Consider the following 17332-nt stretch of genomic DNA (forward strand, 5'->3'; position numbering starts at 1 on the left):
CCGATATCTTAAAGCATAATTGTATAAATCTACAAATCCTTTGATACCCGTATACTTACAATGAATATGATTAAAAAACTCCATGAAATCCTAAATCTACTTAGGCCTCATAGAGTGCAATATGTTAATGACCTTATGCACAGCCCCGACCACGGTCGGGGCTGGCACGTATTCTGTTTAATCTTTTATCTCGATTCCCATATTCTTTGCCGTTCCCTCTATTATCTTCATTGCTGCTTCAATATCATTAGCATTCAGATCTTCCATTTTCTTCTCGGCAATCTCTTTAATCTGCTGTTTAGTCACTTTTCCAACTTTATCTTTCTGCGGCACTCCTGACCCCTTTTCAATATTAGCCGCTTTTTTTAATAAATCAGCTGCCGGAGAGGTTTTTAATTTAAATTCAAATGTCCTGTCAGTATAAATGGTAATTTCCGCAGGAATTATATCTCCTACCTTTTCTTTGGTAGCTTCATTAAATTTAGAACAAAAATCCTGAAGATTCAATCCATGAGGACCCAGAATAGTGCCAACTGGCGGAGCTGGATTAGCTCCTCCTGCTGGAAGCTGTATTTTTACAATAGTTTTTATTTCTTTTGCCATATTTTAAATCTTTTTTACCTGTAAATAATCCAGTTCAACCGGAGTCTCCCTGCCGAACATATTCACCAAAACTTTGACTTTGCCTTTATCATGGTCAACTTCATTGATTTTTCCTTCGAAATCCTTGAATGGACCATCGGTTATTTTTACAATATCTCCGACTTCCACATCAATCTTATAAGTCGCTTCTCCTTGATTTTCCTGTTTTAATATTTTCTTGATTTCCTCGTCAGAAACCGGCACTGGCGTAATTCCTGAACCAATAAACCCAGTTACCCGCGGGGTATTCCTGACCACGTACCAAGAATCGTCAGTCACAACCATCTCTACAAAAACATAATTCGGGAAAAGTTTTTCTTCTATTTCATGTCTTTTGCCACTTTTTATCTTTATTTTCCTTTCTTTAGGAACAACGACATTAAAAATCCTGTTTCCCATTCCTAATGACTCAATTCTCTGCTTTAAATTATAAGCCACTGTGTCTTCAGACGCAGGATAAGTGTGAATTGCATACCAATGTCTTTCTCCGGTTGTTTCTTGTTTCGGCATACCCCGTACTGAAACTTCGACATTTAAAACTAATTGTGCTGAAATTTCAGAATTTAATTAATTTTTATTTATAGATTATTTATTATCTTTGTGCCCCGATTGTGGTCCCGATAAATCGGGACCAGTCGAAGTTCTAATACGGGGCATATTATAATAAGAAATTGCTGACAATCCAAGTGAAAAGAAAATCGAATCCACCAAGAAAAACAGCCACAACAAAACTTAGCCCAATGACAATTAGGGTATATTTAGTGGTTTCCTGTCTCGTAGGCATATTAACCTTCTTAAGCTCTATTCTTACCTCTTTGAGGTAATTTGTTATTTTGCTGAAAATACTCATGTTTTTTAAAATGGCCATTGGGCCATCTTAATTAAGTATGGCCTTTTAAAAATTAAATGTCAAGATTGCGGACATTTTTGGCATGGGTTTGGATGAATTTTTTGCGCGGTGGGACTTCCGAACCCATTAAAATGTCAAAAATCCTGTCTGCTTCTTCAGCATCGGCAACTCTCACTTTTTTCATCATTCTCTTCTGCGGATCCATGGTAGTGTCCCATAATAATTGCGGGTTCATTTCTCCCAAACCTTTATATCTTTGGACATTAATACCCTTTTCATCGCCACCTTTATCTTTTGTGAATTTTGCAACTACTTTATCTTTTTCCTCTTCATTATAAAGAAAAACCGATTCTTTTCCTTTTTGGACTTTAAAAAGCGGCGGCTGGGCAATATATAAATGCCCATTTTCGATTATTTGCGGAAAATATCTGTAAAACAATGTCAAAAGCAAGGTTCTAATATGCGCGCCGTCAACATCAGCATCAGTCATAATCACAATCTTATGGTAGCGAAGATTGGAAATGTCAAACTCTTCGGCAATCGCAGTTCCTAAAGCAATAATTAATGCTTTTACTTCCTTTGATTCCAAGATTTTGTCAAGGCGAGTTCTTTCAACATTTAAAATTTTTCCGCGCAGAGGTAGAATTGCTTGAAATCTCCTGTCTCTCCCTTGCTTGGCCGAACCGCCTGCGCTATCACCCTCAACTATGAACAACTCTGAATTCTCTGGTTCTCTAGATGAACAATCGGCAAGCTTACCAGGCAAGGTCATTCCATCTAGAATCCCCTTCCTAATAACCGTATCTCTAGCTGCCCTAGCAGCTTTTCTGGCTTTCTGAGCCAAGATGCATTTTCCCAAAATCTGGCGCGCATCATTGGGGTTTTTTTCCAGCCATTCCTCAAAAGCATCGGCAAAAACCGCTTCAACTATTGTTCTGGCATCAGGATTTCCCAATTTCGCTTTTGTCTGACCCTCAAACTGCGGTTCCGGCAATTTAACACTGACCACTGTGGTCAGGCCGTCGCGGACATCATCTCCGCTTAAATTTGCTTCATCGTTTTTAATAAAACCGTTCTTTCTGGAATAATTATTTAATGCTCTGGTTAATGCGCTTCTGAATCCTGTCAAATGCATTCCTCCTTCGCCAGTATGAATATTATTGGCAAAGCTTACTTCCAATGGCTGGATATCGTCAGTATATTGGAGCGCGATTTCTACTAAAATATTTTCTTTTTCTCTTTCAACATAAAAAATGTTCGGATGGATTGTTTTTTGGTTTCTATTTAAATGCTTGATGTAGGAAATTAGTCCTCCTTCAAAACAAAATGTATGTGTACGAAATCCATTTTTGGTTTTGGAATTATCCTCGTTTCTCTGGTCAATGACTATAATTTTTACTCCCTTGGTTAAATATGCCTGCTGCCGCAAGTGGTCTAAGATTGTATTCCAATTGAATTCTGTAATCGTAAATACTTCTGTGTCCGGCTCAAATATTATATTGGTTCCTGAACCTTCGCATTTGCCGTCCTTAACAACTTTTGTTTTCGGTTTTCCCTGAGAATATTCCTGGGTGTAAATGTAGCCGCCGCGGCATATTTCCGCCCTCATCCATTTCGACAAAGCGCAAACAACAGAGACGCCGACGCCGTGCAGGCCACCAGCAATCTTGTATGATTGTCCGCCGAATTTTCCTCCGGCATGCAAAGTGGTCATAACTGTTTCCAGCGCCGATTTCTTTGTATGAGTATGGATATCAACCGGGATACCGCGCCCATTATCAGTAACAGCAATTCTATTATTGGGCAATAATGTTATACCGATATCAGTGCAAAAGCCAGCCATTGCTTCATCTAGGCTGTTGTCGACTACTTCCCAAATTAAATGGTGCAAGCCCTCGACTCCTGTTGAACCAATATACATTCCCGGTCTTTTTCGCACTGGCTCCAAACCCTCCAGCACATAAATATCTTTGGCATCATAACCGGTCGATGTTTCCTCCGGCACATCGCCGGCGGATTTTGTCTTTCTGACGCCCTTCTCTTTTTTTGTTTTTGGCATTTTATTTCCTTACTTTCCAATTATTATTTTCCTCAAGTTTCTTGATTATATTTCTCTGAATTTTATTCACTTCTTCATCTTTCAGAGTTTTTTCGTATGACTGATAGACAATATGGAATGCCAGATTCTTTTTGTCTTTGGGAATTCCTTCTCCTTCATACATATCGAATAAATCAACATCCTGCACTAGTTCTCCGCCAACATCATCAATCAATTTCATCACATCGCCGACTCTGTCTCCGCTGTTAACCAGAACTGCCAAATCCCTGACAGCTGCCGGATACTGCGATGGCGGCTGGTAAATTAATTCCTCGCTGACCATTTTCAGTAATTGGTCGAAATTTAAATTAAAAACTGCCACTTTTCTTTTTATGTTGTAGGCATTTAAAATATCCGGATTTATTTCCCCGATGAATCCGATTTTCCTGTCCCCTATTTTTATTTCAGCAGTGCCAATTTTGTTCCAGAAAATCTGGTCAACTAATTCCGATGTTGCCTTAAAATCATCATACCAGGAATCGGTGATTCCAAGTTTATTTAAAATCGCATCAAGCGCTCCTTTTAATTCGTAAAAGTTCTCGCCTTTTACCTTTTCCGATGTCCTGACAATGGCTCCAGCCAGCATTTTCATCTCTATGGTCTCGTTATTCTCCTGCTGATAAACTTTCCCGAGCTCAAAAATTTTAATTGTATTTTCTTCCCCGAAAACCTGCTTATAATTATCTCTTATATTTTTTAAAAGATTAACAATCAAATCCTTTCTTAAGTATTTCAAATCGACGCTTAAAGGATTTTCCAGTTCTATATATCCTTTTTTGTTGATTCTGGCTTTTTTAAAATCATCTTCACCAATAAAAGAAAAATTATAGACCTCGGTGAACCCCAACCCCTCAAGAATCGTTTTGGTTTTATTGGTTATAGTCAGAACATCATCCAGTTTGGTAATCCCTAAAAGCCCAAGCGGAGCTTTTGCCTCAATATTGTCATAACCGATTATTCTGGCAATTTCTTCGATTAAATCCTCCTGAATTTTTACGTCTTGCCGGATTGTGGGAACAATAACTTTCAGATTTGCGTCTACATCAAAATCCAATAATTTTAAAATTCTCGTTATTTCCGTTTTAGAAATAGTTTTTCCTAAAATATTTTCAACTCTTTTAATATCCAAATTAATTTTAATTGGATAAACTTTTTTGGGATAAATATCAATTATTCCCCTGGCGATTTTCCCTTTGGCAACCTCTTTAATTAATACAGCAACTTTATCAATCGCCTCTCCGGTTAAATTCGCATCCAAGCCATATTCAAATCTTGTTGATGCTTCTGTTCTTAGATTTATTTTTCTTGAGGCTGTCCTCACTGTTCCTAAATTAAAATTAGCAGATTCTAAAACAATGGTCTTGGTATCTTTTGAAATCTCGGCTCTTTTTCCGCCTTTGATTCCAGCCAGAGCCAGCGGGTTTTTAGTATCTGCTATAATCAAAAAATCATCATCTAAATCAATTAATTCATTATCCAGCGTGGCTATTTTTTCACCCTTTTTTGCCTGCCTGACAATTATTTTTCCCCCGCTGATTTTTTCATAATCAAATGCGTGCAGCGGTTGTCCGGTTTCGAACATTATATAGTTTGCAGCATCAACAATATTATTGATTGATTTCTGGCCGATTGACTCAAGTTTTTCTTTCAGCCATTTCGGCGACGGCCCGATTTTTATATTATCTATTACTCTTGCTGTATATCTCGGGCACGCCTCTTTGTCCTGGACTTCAATTTTTATAAAATCGCTTGTTTTCAGTTTTTTATCTTCCTCTAACTTGTATTTTCGCTGTCCGATTTTAAGACCCAGTAATGCTGCGCATTCTTTTGCGATTCCAAGATAACTCAAACAATCATGCCCCCTATTCGGTAAAACATCAATATCTAAAATATAATCCCTGGCTAATTTTTCTATTGCCTTGACTTCTAAACTATGCCTGGTTAATAAATCAGCCAATTTTTCCGGCTTGGGCAGTTTAGGCAAATATTCTCTTAGCCAGTTATAGGATATTTTCATGCATTATTTTTTTCTAATTCTTCTTGGGTAAGTGCTGTATTTAATGCTTTTTTTACCTCATCATCAATCCATTGAATAAATCTTTCATTTGAATCCTTTGTTTTTTTGTCTTTCATTTTTTCCATCTCTATCTTAATTGCTTCTATTTTGTTCATGGCAGAATTTAAGGAATCGCTATCGCCATTTTTGTACAAATAAAAAACTTCCTGACATTCCTTAATTAATTTGTCCGGGTTAATATGCTCCCATGCTCTCGGATGAAGCTTGTCCTCTTCCATTGCTTTCATTTCTTTCTCCTTGAAAGCCGTTAATGAATTATCGTTTTCCTCCTTAATTATCGGGAATTTTTCTTTGTTTTTCATTTTTTTGTCCGCCATCCGACGGTAATTAAAATTGATTAAGAAATTTCAAATCATTAGAATATAATAATCTAATGTCATTGATTTTATATTTTAACATCGCAATTCTGTCTATGCCTATACCAAAGGCAAACCCCTGCCATTCTCCAGGCACGTAACTGGCTGCCTTAAAAACATTGGGATGCACCATACCTGCGCCCATTATTTCCATCCATTTGCCGGAAGCATCCTTCATCTCCGCTTCAAAACCCGGTTCAACAAACGGGAAATAACTTGGCTTGATTCTTATTTCAATATCATTGCCGAATAATTTTTTCAAAAATTGTTCAATCACGGCTTTGAAATTAGCAATATTGATGCAACGGTCAACCATTAATCCTTCCAACTGATAAAAGGTATGCGAATGCGAAGCATCTGTTGCCTCGTAGCGGAAACACCTGCCAGGCACAATAATCCTGAACGGCGGATTATTCTTCTCCATAAATCTTACCTGCATGGGCGAAGTATGAGTTCTGAGTAATAGTTCGGGTTTTGTCTTCAGCCAAAATGTGTCCCACGCATCCCGGGCAGGATGATTTTTGGGTATATTTAAAGCGTCAAAATTATAATATTCGGTTTCAATATCAAATCCTTCCAAAATCTTGAATCCCATGGACTGGAAAATTTCCTCAATCTTTCTTAAGATATGCGTAATAGGATGCAAGTGGCCACGGGCTATTTTTTTGCCTGGCGCAGTAATATCAAACGGGCTTTGTCCCGCGGAGCGGATTACACCTTGAATAGAATTTTTTTTGTTTTTAAATGCTGTTTCCAAATCTTGCCTTAATTGGTTTGCTTCTGGGCCGATTTTTTTTCTTTGTTTTATACTTAAATCTTTCAGGGACCTCAAAACATTTGAAACTTCTCCTTTTCTGGATAAATATTTATTCTGGAAATTATCCAAATCAACCGAGGTTTTCGCCTTGGTTAATTCTTCCATTGCTCTGATTTTTAATTCTTTGATATCCATTTTAATTCGATATAATTAACAACAAAATAATTATACAAAGCGCCAAGAAAATTATCAGCCAATAAGGAATTTTTGCAATTAATCTGGTCAAACTGAAAATCCCCAATAACAGACAAAACAACACGAGATAAAATATTATCAAGGTAAAAATACTGGCTTCAAACGGATTAACTGAATATAGAATAATAACAAATATCGCCAAAAATGCAAACAGCCAAATCAGATTCAATCCAATAAAATACCTCTTTTTTATGGGCTTTAAATACATATAACTTACCGAGTTTAACTTGGTCCTATACTATAATTTTAGCACAAAATAAAAGGTAATACAAATAAAAAATCCCCTCGCCTCCAAGCAGAAAGGATTTTATATTCTCGCCAAATTCTACGGAGGACAGTCCTCCGTAGATTAATTATTCAAAATCTTCTTTTTGTAAATTTGATTGTCTCAATATTGACTTAAATGTTCCGATTGGGATTTCCCTCGAATGCATTGGTACTATAACAATTAAAGCGTTTTGCTTAATAACTTTTTTATATTTTTTATGGCTTCCTTTTTGCGACAAATAAATAAATCCTCGTTTTTCGAGGATCTTAATAATATAACGAGGGTTCAAAAATTTAGGCATATTTCAATTCTTGAATATTAATTGAGGGTTGTTCAATTTTTATTATTTCTAATTTAGAAATATCTTCCAAATACAATTCTAGCGCTTCTTCAAGGTTTCTTAAAGCCTCTTTTTTTGTTTTTCCAAAACTAGAAACATCAATATTAAGACATTGAGAAACATAATATTTTCCTTCTTTCCATACGATATTTGTAAATTTTCTATTTTTCATACAATTTTATTGTATATATTAAAAATTGCTCTGTCAAACTTTTTTAAAAATAATCGTATCATTTTTATGCCCTAATCGTATCATAAATGATACAAAAACGCAAGCTTCTAATGGCAATCATTCTCAAATATCATTCTCTTATAAACCAACCTGGTGGTTTCAACATCTTTCTTGCAATATTCCAAGATTTCCTTAATTTTCCCTTTTTTATAATAATCATAAACCTGCGAACCGTCTATATTATTTTTCGGGCTGGAAATGCCCATTGCCAATGCGATATATTCCAACCCCGCATTTTCATTGCTAATATTCCATTTACTCCATTCTCTCATCGTGTCAAAAATTGGATTATTTCTATATCTCGCAAAACTTAAATCTTTCGTTGGTTTAACATTGTTTACGATCGACCTTTGATAAATAAATCTTAAATCGAAGTCCATTACATTATGCCCAATAAACAAATCCGCATTTTTAGCCAATTCCCAAAAATCTTCAAGAATTTTCTTTTCATCGTCTTTCTCGTATAGAATATCAATTGGATTATCATTTATCGCATAACCAATACATAAAATCCTGCCAAACGCGCCATCAAAAGAAGTTTTTAAAAGCATACTTTCAAAATCTTCAAATTTCTTTTTTTGAGCCTCTTTTTTGACATTAATGAATCTTAAAACCTCATGATGTTCTTTATGAGCCGGTATTGTCTCAATATCTAAAAATATTTTTTCTCCCATATTTTTAATTTTTATTTTTATCCTTTAGCCCCTTTTTCCATTTTATCTAGCCGAGTGTAATAATCGGGAATTTCTTTAAGATGCGCCAAAGCAATTTTTCCGGTCATTAATTCATCGTCATTGGTAACATTGGTCTCTGCATCGCAAAGCCCATGCTCCAATTCCACGCCCAACCCCATTCTGAATTGCTCCAAATCGCATTTATCCCAATCAACGCCAATCCCATCCCCCACCCTTTTCGCTTCTTCGGTTGTGAATTCTTTTTTCTTTCTAAAGTCAGGAATATCGCTAAACAAACAATCGGCTATAGCCATGTTTAAATCAAGCTTAATGTCCTGTTTTTCTTTTGCGGCCTTGGTAATTGCTGCGCATCTATGCATGCCTTCAATAATAACTATTCCGATTTCAGTGTTCCACGCGATTATTGTGGTTTTTGCTGGTAAGGCTTTTAAATAATCCCCGGATATAGGATGTTCTTTCATTTCAATAAATTTTGGCAAATTTTTATCCTCATAAAAATTTTTCCATCCATTGTATGGACCACCATGGAGATTAGGCACAGATTTTAAAGGATTAATAATTTTAACCAGCTTCCAATCTTTATTCATTGCTTTAATCGGCTCAATATATTTTTTGCGCCAATCTAACCAAGACCCAAATCCTTTCTTTTTATAATGTTCCTGCCAATGGACTTGATTAATTTCACTGTCTTCCCAAATTTTAAAAACCTCTTCCCAAATAAGCGGTTTAATAAATTCAAATTGTTTATTATCTAATTCCATATTTTTCATATTTTTATTTTGTTTCGTCAAGAATTATTTTCTTTTCAAACGCCCCTCTTTTCTGCGCTTTCTTTTCTCTAATTTCTTCTAATTTATCCTTATCAATTTTCATATAATCGCGAATAGCATAAACAACCTCTAAAATATCTGCCAGTTCTTCTTCTGTGCTGTTTTTAAAAAATTCATCAATTTCTTCTTTGAGTTTTTCTTTCAATTTACCCCAATATTCCTCATCATCGGCAATATGAGTTATTGGAACACTATTATTCTGTTTTATTATCTCGGAAATCTTATCCCGAACAAGTTTATTATATTTCATAAATTTACTTGTAGTGAGCCTGTCGAACTATTTTTTAATTATTTTTGCCATACTATAAATTCATAAAAGTTATGCTCAATTGCAGTAAAGTTGCGAAACCGACCCAAAGAAGATACGGAATATTAGCATAAACGATCCATCTGAAATGCGGGAATATTGCAATAAGCGCCCAAATCAGCGTAGCAAGCACCAACAAAATATCAATTGCCGCAAAGATATTGCTTTTTAACCCGAACTGCAAAAGAGTGAAGGCAAAATTAAAAACAAGATTGAGGATAAACGGCAATAAAACGATAAACGGAATTTGCTTTTGAAAAAATTTTACTGCCACATAGCAAAAAGTAATAGCAATAATAATATACAATACTGCCCACACGGGCCCAAAAAGCCAGCTAGGCGGAGCCCAAGACGGTTTAATTAATTGCTGGTACCAATTGTAAGTATTCTTCATAAATTTATTTTTTATATTAAATTAAAAACATAACCAGTATCCAGACCAACATCAAAAAAAACTGAAAAACGGATAATTTGTAATAAAACTTTAGATCGCGTTCGACTTTAACACATACTTTATCAATGACATCAATTAACATATTGGCCAATAATCCATAAACAAAAGTAATAAAACCATAAATAATATATTCGGGTCTATAAATTATGGCAAAAATTGAAAAAACCGCACCAGTAACGGCAATCCACATATAAAATCCGAAATCTTTCAAGTTAATTTCCATAAACTTATTTTTGGGTTTTTTGTTTGACTTGAATTTGTTTTAAATAAAAATTCTTTGTTTTTGAGTAAATAATTTTATAAAAATCTTTTGTTTTCTTTTTACGCGCCTCCGCGTAATTCGCCAATAATACATTGGCAATATTTAATAATTCAAACACCAATGATTTTTTATTCAAGATACTTTTTTCAAAACTAATAAACTTACACTCTTTATTTAAATTAAAATCTTCCATAAATTTATTTTTTAATTTATTTTACGGTTCTAGATACCAATATTTTCCTACATAAGAATAAGCATAAGCACTTGGGAGTTTCTGTTCTACTAAATGATCATTTTCGTCTTTTACTGTGCAATTAATTTCAATTTTAATTTTTTTCCTTTGTTCTGCCGCTACTCTGATTTCTTCGGGTATCGCTAAGCCGGGCGCTTGGATTCCTGAAAATGCATTAAGATTCCAAGCTGTGATTCCACCATAATAACCTTCATTTAATTCTCTTTCATATTCTTCTGTAATAAATTTTATTTTAACATAAGCTCTGTATTTTTTAGGTTCACGGTTAGCGATCCAAAACCATACCTTCCAGTCTCTTAAAAAGTCAAAAGTAATGGTACCCGATAACGCTGAAGCTATTTTACAACCAACTAGAGCAATACGGTTTTCTGTAATGGCAGTTTCTGTTTGTATATCCTCTCTTTCTTCTTTAGGGACTGATTTCTCTTTAAATAAAGGAGGAAAAGAATCCGCCCCATGTGGACCGATTGATTTGAGTCTTTTTATAAATCCACGAATCTCTTCTTTGTACCGAAAAAATATATATGAAGATAAAAGCAATATTACTGCCGGCCAAGAAGTAAGTATCAACTTTAAATAGACATTAATTATATTAAGAATTTGTATTAATAATTCTTCGATATTCATATTTTATTTTTAACCTCTCAATTTAGATTTTCAATTTTTAAATTTCTATTTTTTATCAATAAATTTATTTTTTATTATCTATTCTTATTAAAATTATATGATTGTTCTATTAAATTTATCGCATAGGAAATTTCTTTCTCTGAAGAAATATTAAACATTTTAAAGTTTTTAGCCCAACCATAAGATTTCGGCGCTTTTTTAATAACTCTTTTGACATCATCTAATTTTTTATCCGGAATCAAAATTCCAATTTCTAATTTAATTTTATAAAGATGTATTGAACAAAAATTAATATTTCCATCACCAATACGATAACCAATATAAAATTGAGTATATTTTTCTTTTACTTCGCCCAATTCCAATATTTTTTCTCTTAACTTATAAAAAAGTTTTCTGGTTTTTTCTGATCCTCGCTTCAAGTGCCAATTTAAATCATAGGTTTTAATTTCTTTCGTTACATCTTTAATAAATTTATTTCCCGTGATAGTTTCTATTTTTTCAGAAGATTCTAAAGGTTCAATCTTTTCATATTTAATTAAATTATCTTCATAATATCCCACTTCCCATAATTCAAAGGGAAGATTTTTAAAATTAATAGCAGCTTTTTGGTGCGAAGTAAAAAACGGCGAAACAAAAATTATTCTCGATTGAGACCAATCTATATTTTCTCGATTTAAATGCTTGTTTTGAAATTTTTCATTATATTCAAGTAAAAACTCAGCTTTATTATTAAGCATTAAAGAAAGATAAGCAAAGCCCTGATCAATAACACTAAAACTTCTATCTTTTTTATATTCAATAATTACAAAAGATTTACTTTCCGAATTAAAACACAGGGTATCTATCCTTAAATTATTTACTGTAAATTCCGAAGAAATATATTCCAATCCAAAAATATCGTTCAAACTTGCTTCGGTTATTTTTTGAAGATTTCCTTCGCTGGATATATTTATTTCCTTAATTTTTATTAATTTATTTTTAAATTTTTTGAATATTGCCATAAATTTATTTAAAATTAATTTTTATTTAATTCTAAACTTTCCTGATTTTACTAATTTAATACTATTATAATTTTTCGGATCTCTAAATTCAAATTGCCAAATTGAATAAACATCTTCACCACTGGCTTTATCAAAAAATAATGTAATAACCTTTTTCTTGGTCTGTTCTTGCCATTGTCTAAACGGGTAAAAAAGTTGGCGAATAATAACATTTGTCGCGCTAAAGTTTTTTGCCTCAATAAGCACAACTTGTTTTTTGCCTTCATAACCAGCGTCAACTTCTGTTTGTACGCTTGAAACTTTGATAATTTGTTTGCCAACCTTAAATTCAAAATTAGGAGTATATTTCCTGCCTCGTATCGTGAGAACAAGTGAAGGATCTTCTGTAAAAGTACGAATTAAACTTGCAGCATAGGCAAAATCGAGATGCTGCATTTCTGAATTGCCTATTTTTGCCGTATCTAATTGAAAATCAAGTTTTGAAGAATAAACTATAATCTCTTTTTTAATCTCTGGAATATCAATATATCCTTCACCTTTAATAATATTGTAATAACCATTTTTTACGGGAAGTAAAAATAAATTGTACTTTTTAAAAATATCAGGTCTGCCCTCTCTATTATCTTGTTTGCATAAAATACGAACTTCTTTTTCACTTGTCTCTTTAAATTTTTGACAAGCTCGTTTTATTTGCGTTGCGGAAATTGGAAATGGCGATTTATTAAAATCATGATCTAGAATTTTATAATCATCAAAAATTTTCTTCCAAGATTTAGTATTTGCCATATTTTTATAATAATTTACTTTTTAATTCTATGTTTAAATCTTTAAATCTTTTTTTAGATAAATCTAGATATTCTTTTTCTTTATCAATTCCAACAAATTTTCTACCGTGCATTATAGCAGCCAATCCCGTTGTCGAACTTCCCGCAAAAGGATCTAAGATAACATCCCCTTTGTCGGTGCTAGCTAAAACAATTCTTTTTAATAGTTCCAATGGTTTTTGAGTCGGGTGTTTTCCAAACTTTTTTTCGCCATTTTGTGGCGGGGATATCGCCCAAACACTACGCATCTGTAGTCCTGGCTTTTTAATAAAATCGCCTGGCCAAATTCCATTTTTCATAACACCATAATTAAATTTATGTTTTGCTTTTTTGTCTTTTCGTGCCCATATTAATGTTTCGTGACTAGCAGTAAAGAATCTGCAACTTAAATTTGGTGAAGCGTTTGGTTTAAACCAGGAAATTTCGTTTAGAATATGGAAATTTCCCATCTGCAAAGCAAAACCACATTTATATATTGAATGATAAGTGCCACTAATCCAAATTGTTCCTCCCGGCTTTAAAATTCTGTGGCACGCTCTGATCCAATTTTTATGAAATTCAAAATCCTCTTCTAGTCCATTGCTTATGTCCCAATTCCCCTTATTTACGCTAACTGCTTTTCCGGCATGACAAGTGAACCCACCATTAGATAGATTATATGGTGGATCTGCAAAAATCATATCAATAGAATTTTCTGGTAAATCGTTCAATAGTTCAATGCTGTCACCTTGATATAAAACGAAATTGCCATCAGTAAAATATGGTTGTTTTTTTATGTGAGACAATATTTTGTCTTTTTCAAAATATGGTTTTTTAAAATTTATATTCGTAATGCCACTTATTTCTACCATACTTCTTTCTATTCCGAATAAACTTCCACTAACAGAATCTTTTACTCTTTGATTTTTGGATGGTTTACTTCTAACTTTTTCTTTCTGTGATTTATAAATCTTTTTTCCTAAACTTTTTAATTTTTTGACCGGCCATTTTTTAGCAACAATACCGTATTTCGTTTTCCTAAAACTAACACTTCTACGAAGTTTGTTTTTCGCTGAATTTAAGGCTTTTTGATTTTTAACTTTTACTTTTGTCATATTTTTATATTAACTTTTATAAACCCCTTGTCTATGACCAATGCGAATAATGATGATTAATAAATACTTTTTGTAAATCTTATAAACTATTCTATACGGCCCAATGCGATACGAATAAAGCCCGTCTAATTGACCATCTAACTTCTTACCCAAAAATGGCTCCCTAGATATTATTGCCAATACTGCCAAAACTTTATTCTGATAATCTTGCGGTAGCTTATTAAGATCTTTTTCTGCCTTTTTTTTGAACTGTATTTTCCATTCCATATTTAATTTTTGATTTATCAGCCACGACAAAACCATGTTTGGCCATAACATCTTCTAATGTAGACCATTTTTTATATTCCCCGCTTTTTACTGCACTATCAGTTTCTTTTATATCTTTGTCCAAATCAGGAAATTCACGCATAACTTCCATAGTTTCTCTCCAAGAATCAAAATCTTCCGCAGACATTAAAACCGCCTTTGGTCTTCCTTTTTCAGTAAAAGTATAGTAATTATTTGGTTTTTGTACTTCTTCGGCAATATTAAAAATATCTTTCCGCGCATCGGAAATTGATAAAGTTGTTTTGGGATTCATATTTTTCTTTTTCATATTGATTTAATTGTTATATGTACATAATAGCGTACATTAATTCGCGTGTCAATTATATTAACTTATTTTCTTTAAAACTATCTTTTATCATTATCCCTCCGAAAGCGAGCAATCCTATCCATGACTCTCTTTTATCAATTTATGCTCCGCTTAATTGGCTATTCAATTCACGTTCAAGTGTCGCTGAAAAATCTCGTATAATCCCCTGCTGATCAATTGGCAAAAACGCTCCGAGTTCGTTTTTAAAATTAATTTTCTTCGCCTCTACAACAACATCATTTTTAATTAGGCCGAGTTTTTTCTTCTGCTCTAGAGAAAGCATGCCTTTGCGCATTATAATATAAAGGTCATAAAAATCCCGCGGTTTTTTACGTCCAAGTAACGCCCCAAAAATCTTTTCATCCACAATTTCTTTTTGTGGTAGATGAATAATTGTATATGTAGGCACAAAATTATTTGCAACACTGTCTACTTCGCCTATAACGCTCTGACCATTGCGAGATGATACATTTATTTCTACACTAACTGGCGGATATTCAAACATACGAAATGTAGCTACACCAAAATATCCACCACTTGTAGCACCAATTTTATCTCCTAATTCAACTTTAATACCAGCGCGCTCCATCTCCGCTAAAACATGGGCAAAAAGTCCCTCAATAAATGACTTAACCTCACTTTGAGCAACACCAAAAAGAGAAAAATCTAAGTCCTCTGAAAAACGCGGACTACCATAAACAATTTTTAGCGCCGTGCCACCCTTAAATAATAATTTTTGAGCGTCCGGTAATTTATATAATTCCGATAAAAAGATATGCTGAAAATATTCCCTGACAATATTTGGGAATACTCCCATTTGATATTGTTTACCTAATTTTTCAAATGTTTCTATTGAAATCATCGTAGTGTGGATTTTATTATACTAATAAGCTTTGTATTGTCGAACAATTCTGCATAACGCAGTGCTTTTTCCGGATTAATTTTTTCTTTATTGAACCGAGAAATTGGTTTCTGCTTATTTTTAAGCCGTAAATAATTTACATCCACAAATGCTTTTTCGGCATTCGCGATATTAAAACTTAAACTTTGTTGTTTTTGAATCTCGTAACCAGTATAGGCAATTTTTTTTATCTTTCTGTAAGAAAAAACCTTTCCTAGTGTTTCAAATCTACGAGTAGCTTTTGTGGTGACTGAAGTAATCTCATAAACCGTTTCGGGAATCACGCCATGATAAGATAATGCAAATTCAAGAGAAATATAGGATGGACTGTAAAGTTTGTTAGCAATATAAACATCCGGAGGTAAGGCATCTGGGAAAACATAGGATCCTCGCTTAAGCTGCAAGATAAATCCTCTTTTTTTATATCTATGGAGCAAGGCAGATGAAGCAACAGTAGACACACCAAAAAGCGTCCGAATATCATTCGCACTAAATATATAGAGCTTTTTCTCCTTTATTTTAGAGGCAAAAATTGTCTGATTCACTAATTTGACCATATTGTCAATTTACCAAAACGTTTTAAAAAAGTCAATAGATTACTTAAATTAACTTATTTTCTTTAAAACTATAAATTTTATTTTTTGTAATAATAATGTGGTCTAAAACATCAATTCCCATTGTTTTACCCGCATCAACAATTCTTTTGGTGACCAATAAATCGTCTTCTGACGGTTCTGAATCCCCTGACGGATGATTATGAACCAAAATGACTGACGCGGAATTTTGTTTTAAGGCCTCTTGAAAAATTTCACGCGGATGAACCAAGCTTGCGTTTAAAGTTCCAATAAACATCGGTTTTTTGAAAATCATTTCATTTCGCGCATTCAAATAAATTACCATAAAATGTTCTCTTGTCTTATCTCGCAAATAAACTGCTTGAGCCAATACGTCTTGCGCTGATTCAATTTTTGGCAAAGTTTCTTCCTGAATATTTAACGCTCTTTTTGTTAATTCCATTGCAGATAAAATTATACACGCTTTTGCCGGGCCAATCCCCTTTATTTTCGCCAAATCACTATACTGCATTTTTAATAATTTTCTTTTTGAATATTTTTGCAAAATTTGTTTCGCAACTTCAATAACATTTTTGCCTTTTATGCCAGTTCCCAATAAAATAGCCAAAAGCTCCTCGTCTTTTAAATTTGAAGCGCTTTTGGCGATTAATTTTTCCCTTGGTCTTTCAATTTTTGGAATATCTTTTATTTTCATACTTATAATTCCATTCTACCCCTTTTCCCCTATTTTTTCCAGCCCTGTAGTGAATTTTGGACTGTTCCGACTCAAGTCGGAACAAATCAATAAAATTGTCCAAAATCTACTACGGGGCCAGCCCCCTTCAACCCTGCCTACCGGCAGTCAGGCAAACTCAAGGCAAGCTGCATAAGGTCATTAACATATTGCACTCTATGAGGCCTAAGTAGATTTAGGATTTCATGGAGTTTTTTAATCATATTCATTGTAAGTATACGGGTATCAAAGGATTTGTAGATTTATACAATTATGCTTTAAGATATC

The 17332-nt window shown here is 33.7% G+C and carries 24 protein-coding genes; all 24 read right to left on the minus strand.

Annotated elements, in window-relative coordinates; all coding sequences use genetic code 11:
- Positions 1-177 precede the first annotated feature (177 nt).
- Complete coding sequence (rplK, locus tag KKI21_03065; protein ID MBU4285179.1) at positions 178-603, minus strand: 50S ribosomal protein L11; 426 nt, start codon at positions 601-603, stop codon at positions 178-180.
- A gap of 3 nt (positions 604-606) precedes the next feature.
- Positions 607-1152 (minus strand): transcription termination/antitermination protein NusG, encoded by a 546-nt coding sequence (gene nusG / locus KKI21_03070; GenBank protein ID MBU4285180.1) that lies wholly within the window; start codon positions 1150-1152, stop codon positions 607-609.
- Between the two features lie 148 nt (positions 1153-1300).
- Entirely contained in the window at positions 1301-1510 is a 210-nt protein-coding gene (gene secE, locus KKI21_03075) for a preprotein translocase subunit SecE (GenBank protein MBU4285181.1), read from the minus strand.
- A 34-nt stretch (positions 1511-1544) separates the two neighbouring features.
- Positions 1545-3551 (minus strand): DNA topoisomerase (ATP-hydrolyzing) subunit B, encoded by a 2007-nt coding sequence (gyrB, locus tag KKI21_03080; protein ID MBU4285182.1) that lies wholly within the window; start codon positions 3549-3551, stop codon positions 1545-1547.
- Position 3552: 1 nt separating this feature from the next.
- Complete coding sequence (pheT, locus tag KKI21_03085) at positions 3553-5607, minus strand: phenylalanine--tRNA ligase subunit beta (protein ID MBU4285183.1); 2055 nt, start codon at positions 5605-5607, stop codon at positions 3553-3555.
- Positions 5604-5969 (minus strand): hypothetical protein, encoded by a 366-nt coding sequence (locus KKI21_03090; GenBank protein MBU4285184.1) that lies wholly within the window; start codon positions 5967-5969, stop codon positions 5604-5606. Before KKI21_03090 ends, pheT begins: the two co-directional genes overlap by 4 nt.
- 25 nt (positions 5970-5994) lie before the next feature.
- Entirely contained in the window at positions 5995-6975 is a 981-nt protein-coding gene (gene pheS, locus KKI21_03095; protein ID MBU4285185.1) for a phenylalanine--tRNA ligase subunit alpha, read from the minus strand.
- A 413-nt stretch (positions 6976-7388) separates the two neighbouring features.
- The gene (locus KKI21_03100) at positions 7389-7604 is read right to left on the minus strand and encodes a type II toxin-antitoxin system HicA family toxin (GenBank protein ID MBU4285186.1); all 216 of its coding nucleotides are present in this window, start codon (positions 7602-7604) and stop codon (positions 7389-7391) included.
- Complete coding sequence (locus KKI21_03105) at positions 7597-7815, minus strand: type II toxin-antitoxin system HicB family antitoxin (protein ID MBU4285187.1); 219 nt, start codon at positions 7813-7815, stop codon at positions 7597-7599. Before KKI21_03105 ends, KKI21_03100 begins: the two co-directional genes overlap by 8 nt.
- Before the next feature lie 107 nt (positions 7816-7922).
- Positions 7923-8549, minus strand: coding sequence for a ribonuclease H-like domain-containing protein (locus KKI21_03110; GenBank protein ID MBU4285188.1), 627 nt, complete (start codon positions 8547-8549; stop codon positions 7923-7925).
- Between the two features lie 17 nt (positions 8550-8566).
- Complete coding sequence (locus KKI21_03115; GenBank protein ID MBU4285189.1) at positions 8567-8863, minus strand: hypothetical protein; 297 nt, start codon at positions 8861-8863, stop codon at positions 8567-8569.
- A gap of 481 nt (positions 8864-9344) precedes the next feature.
- Positions 9345-9650, minus strand: a complete 306-nt coding sequence (locus tag KKI21_03120; GenBank protein ID MBU4285190.1) for a nucleoside triphosphate pyrophosphohydrolase — start codon at positions 9648-9650, stop codon at positions 9345-9347.
- A 52-nt stretch (positions 9651-9702) separates the two neighbouring features.
- The gene (locus KKI21_03125) at positions 9703-10101 is read right to left on the minus strand and encodes a tryptophan-rich sensory protein (GenBank protein MBU4285191.1); all 399 of its coding nucleotides are present in this window, start codon (positions 10099-10101) and stop codon (positions 9703-9705) included.
- Positions 10102-10117: 16 nt separating this feature from the next.
- Positions 10118-10384 carry a hypothetical protein gene (locus KKI21_03130; protein ID MBU4285192.1) on the minus strand — a complete coding sequence of 89 codons (267 nt, stop codon included), beginning with the start codon at positions 10382-10384 and terminating at the stop codon, positions 10118-10120.
- A gap of 4 nt (positions 10385-10388) precedes the next feature.
- Positions 10389-10616: a hypothetical protein gene (locus KKI21_03135; GenBank protein ID MBU4285193.1), complete on the minus strand. Its 228-nt coding sequence runs from the start codon at positions 10614-10616 to the stop codon at positions 10389-10391.
- A gap of 21 nt (positions 10617-10637) precedes the next feature.
- Positions 10638-11303 carry a hypothetical protein gene (locus KKI21_03140; GenBank protein ID MBU4285194.1) on the minus strand — a complete coding sequence of 222 codons (666 nt, stop codon included), beginning with the start codon at positions 11301-11303 and terminating at the stop codon, positions 10638-10640.
- 74 nt (positions 11304-11377) lie between these two features.
- Positions 11378-12304: a hypothetical protein gene (locus tag KKI21_03145; protein ID MBU4285195.1), complete on the minus strand. Its 927-nt coding sequence runs from the start codon at positions 12302-12304 to the stop codon at positions 11378-11380.
- A gap of 21 nt (positions 12305-12325) precedes the next feature.
- Positions 12326-13090 carry a hypothetical protein gene (locus KKI21_03150; GenBank protein MBU4285196.1) on the minus strand — a complete coding sequence of 255 codons (765 nt, stop codon included), beginning with the start codon at positions 13088-13090 and terminating at the stop codon, positions 12326-12328.
- A 4-nt stretch (positions 13091-13094) separates the two neighbouring features.
- Entirely contained in the window at positions 13095-13979 is an 885-nt protein-coding gene (locus KKI21_03155) for a site-specific DNA-methyltransferase (protein ID MBU4285197.1), read from the minus strand.
- 252 nt (positions 13980-14231) lie between these two features.
- The gene (locus tag KKI21_03160) at positions 14232-14489 is read right to left on the minus strand and encodes a type II toxin-antitoxin system RelE/ParE family toxin (GenBank protein ID MBU4285198.1); all 258 of its coding nucleotides are present in this window, start codon (positions 14487-14489) and stop codon (positions 14232-14234) included.
- A complete protein-coding gene (locus KKI21_03165) occupies positions 14443-14817 on the minus strand; it encodes a type II toxin-antitoxin system Phd/YefM family antitoxin (GenBank protein MBU4285199.1) in 375 nt (124 codons plus the stop codon). The genes KKI21_03160 and KKI21_03165 overlap by 47 nt, the downstream gene beginning before the upstream one ends.
- Positions 14818-14956: 139 nt before the next feature.
- A complete protein-coding gene (locus tag KKI21_03170) occupies positions 14957-15718 on the minus strand; it encodes a nucleotidyl transferase AbiEii/AbiGii toxin family protein (protein MBU4285200.1) in 762 nt (253 codons plus the stop codon).
- The gene (locus KKI21_03175; protein ID MBU4285201.1) at positions 15715-16314 is read right to left on the minus strand and encodes a hypothetical protein; all 600 of its coding nucleotides are present in this window, start codon (positions 16312-16314) and stop codon (positions 15715-15717) included. The genes KKI21_03170 and KKI21_03175 overlap by 4 nt, the downstream gene beginning before the upstream one ends.
- A 43-nt stretch (positions 16315-16357) precedes the next feature.
- Complete coding sequence (gene radC, locus KKI21_03180) at positions 16358-17026, minus strand: DNA repair protein RadC (GenBank protein MBU4285202.1); 669 nt, start codon at positions 17024-17026, stop codon at positions 16358-16360.
- Between the last annotated feature and the right edge of the window lie 306 nt (positions 17027-17332).

Source organism: Patescibacteria group bacterium, assembly GCA_018897295.1.
Lineage (GTDB): Bacteria > Patescibacteriota > Minisyncoccia > RBG-13-40-8-A > RBG-13-40-8-A > JAHILA01.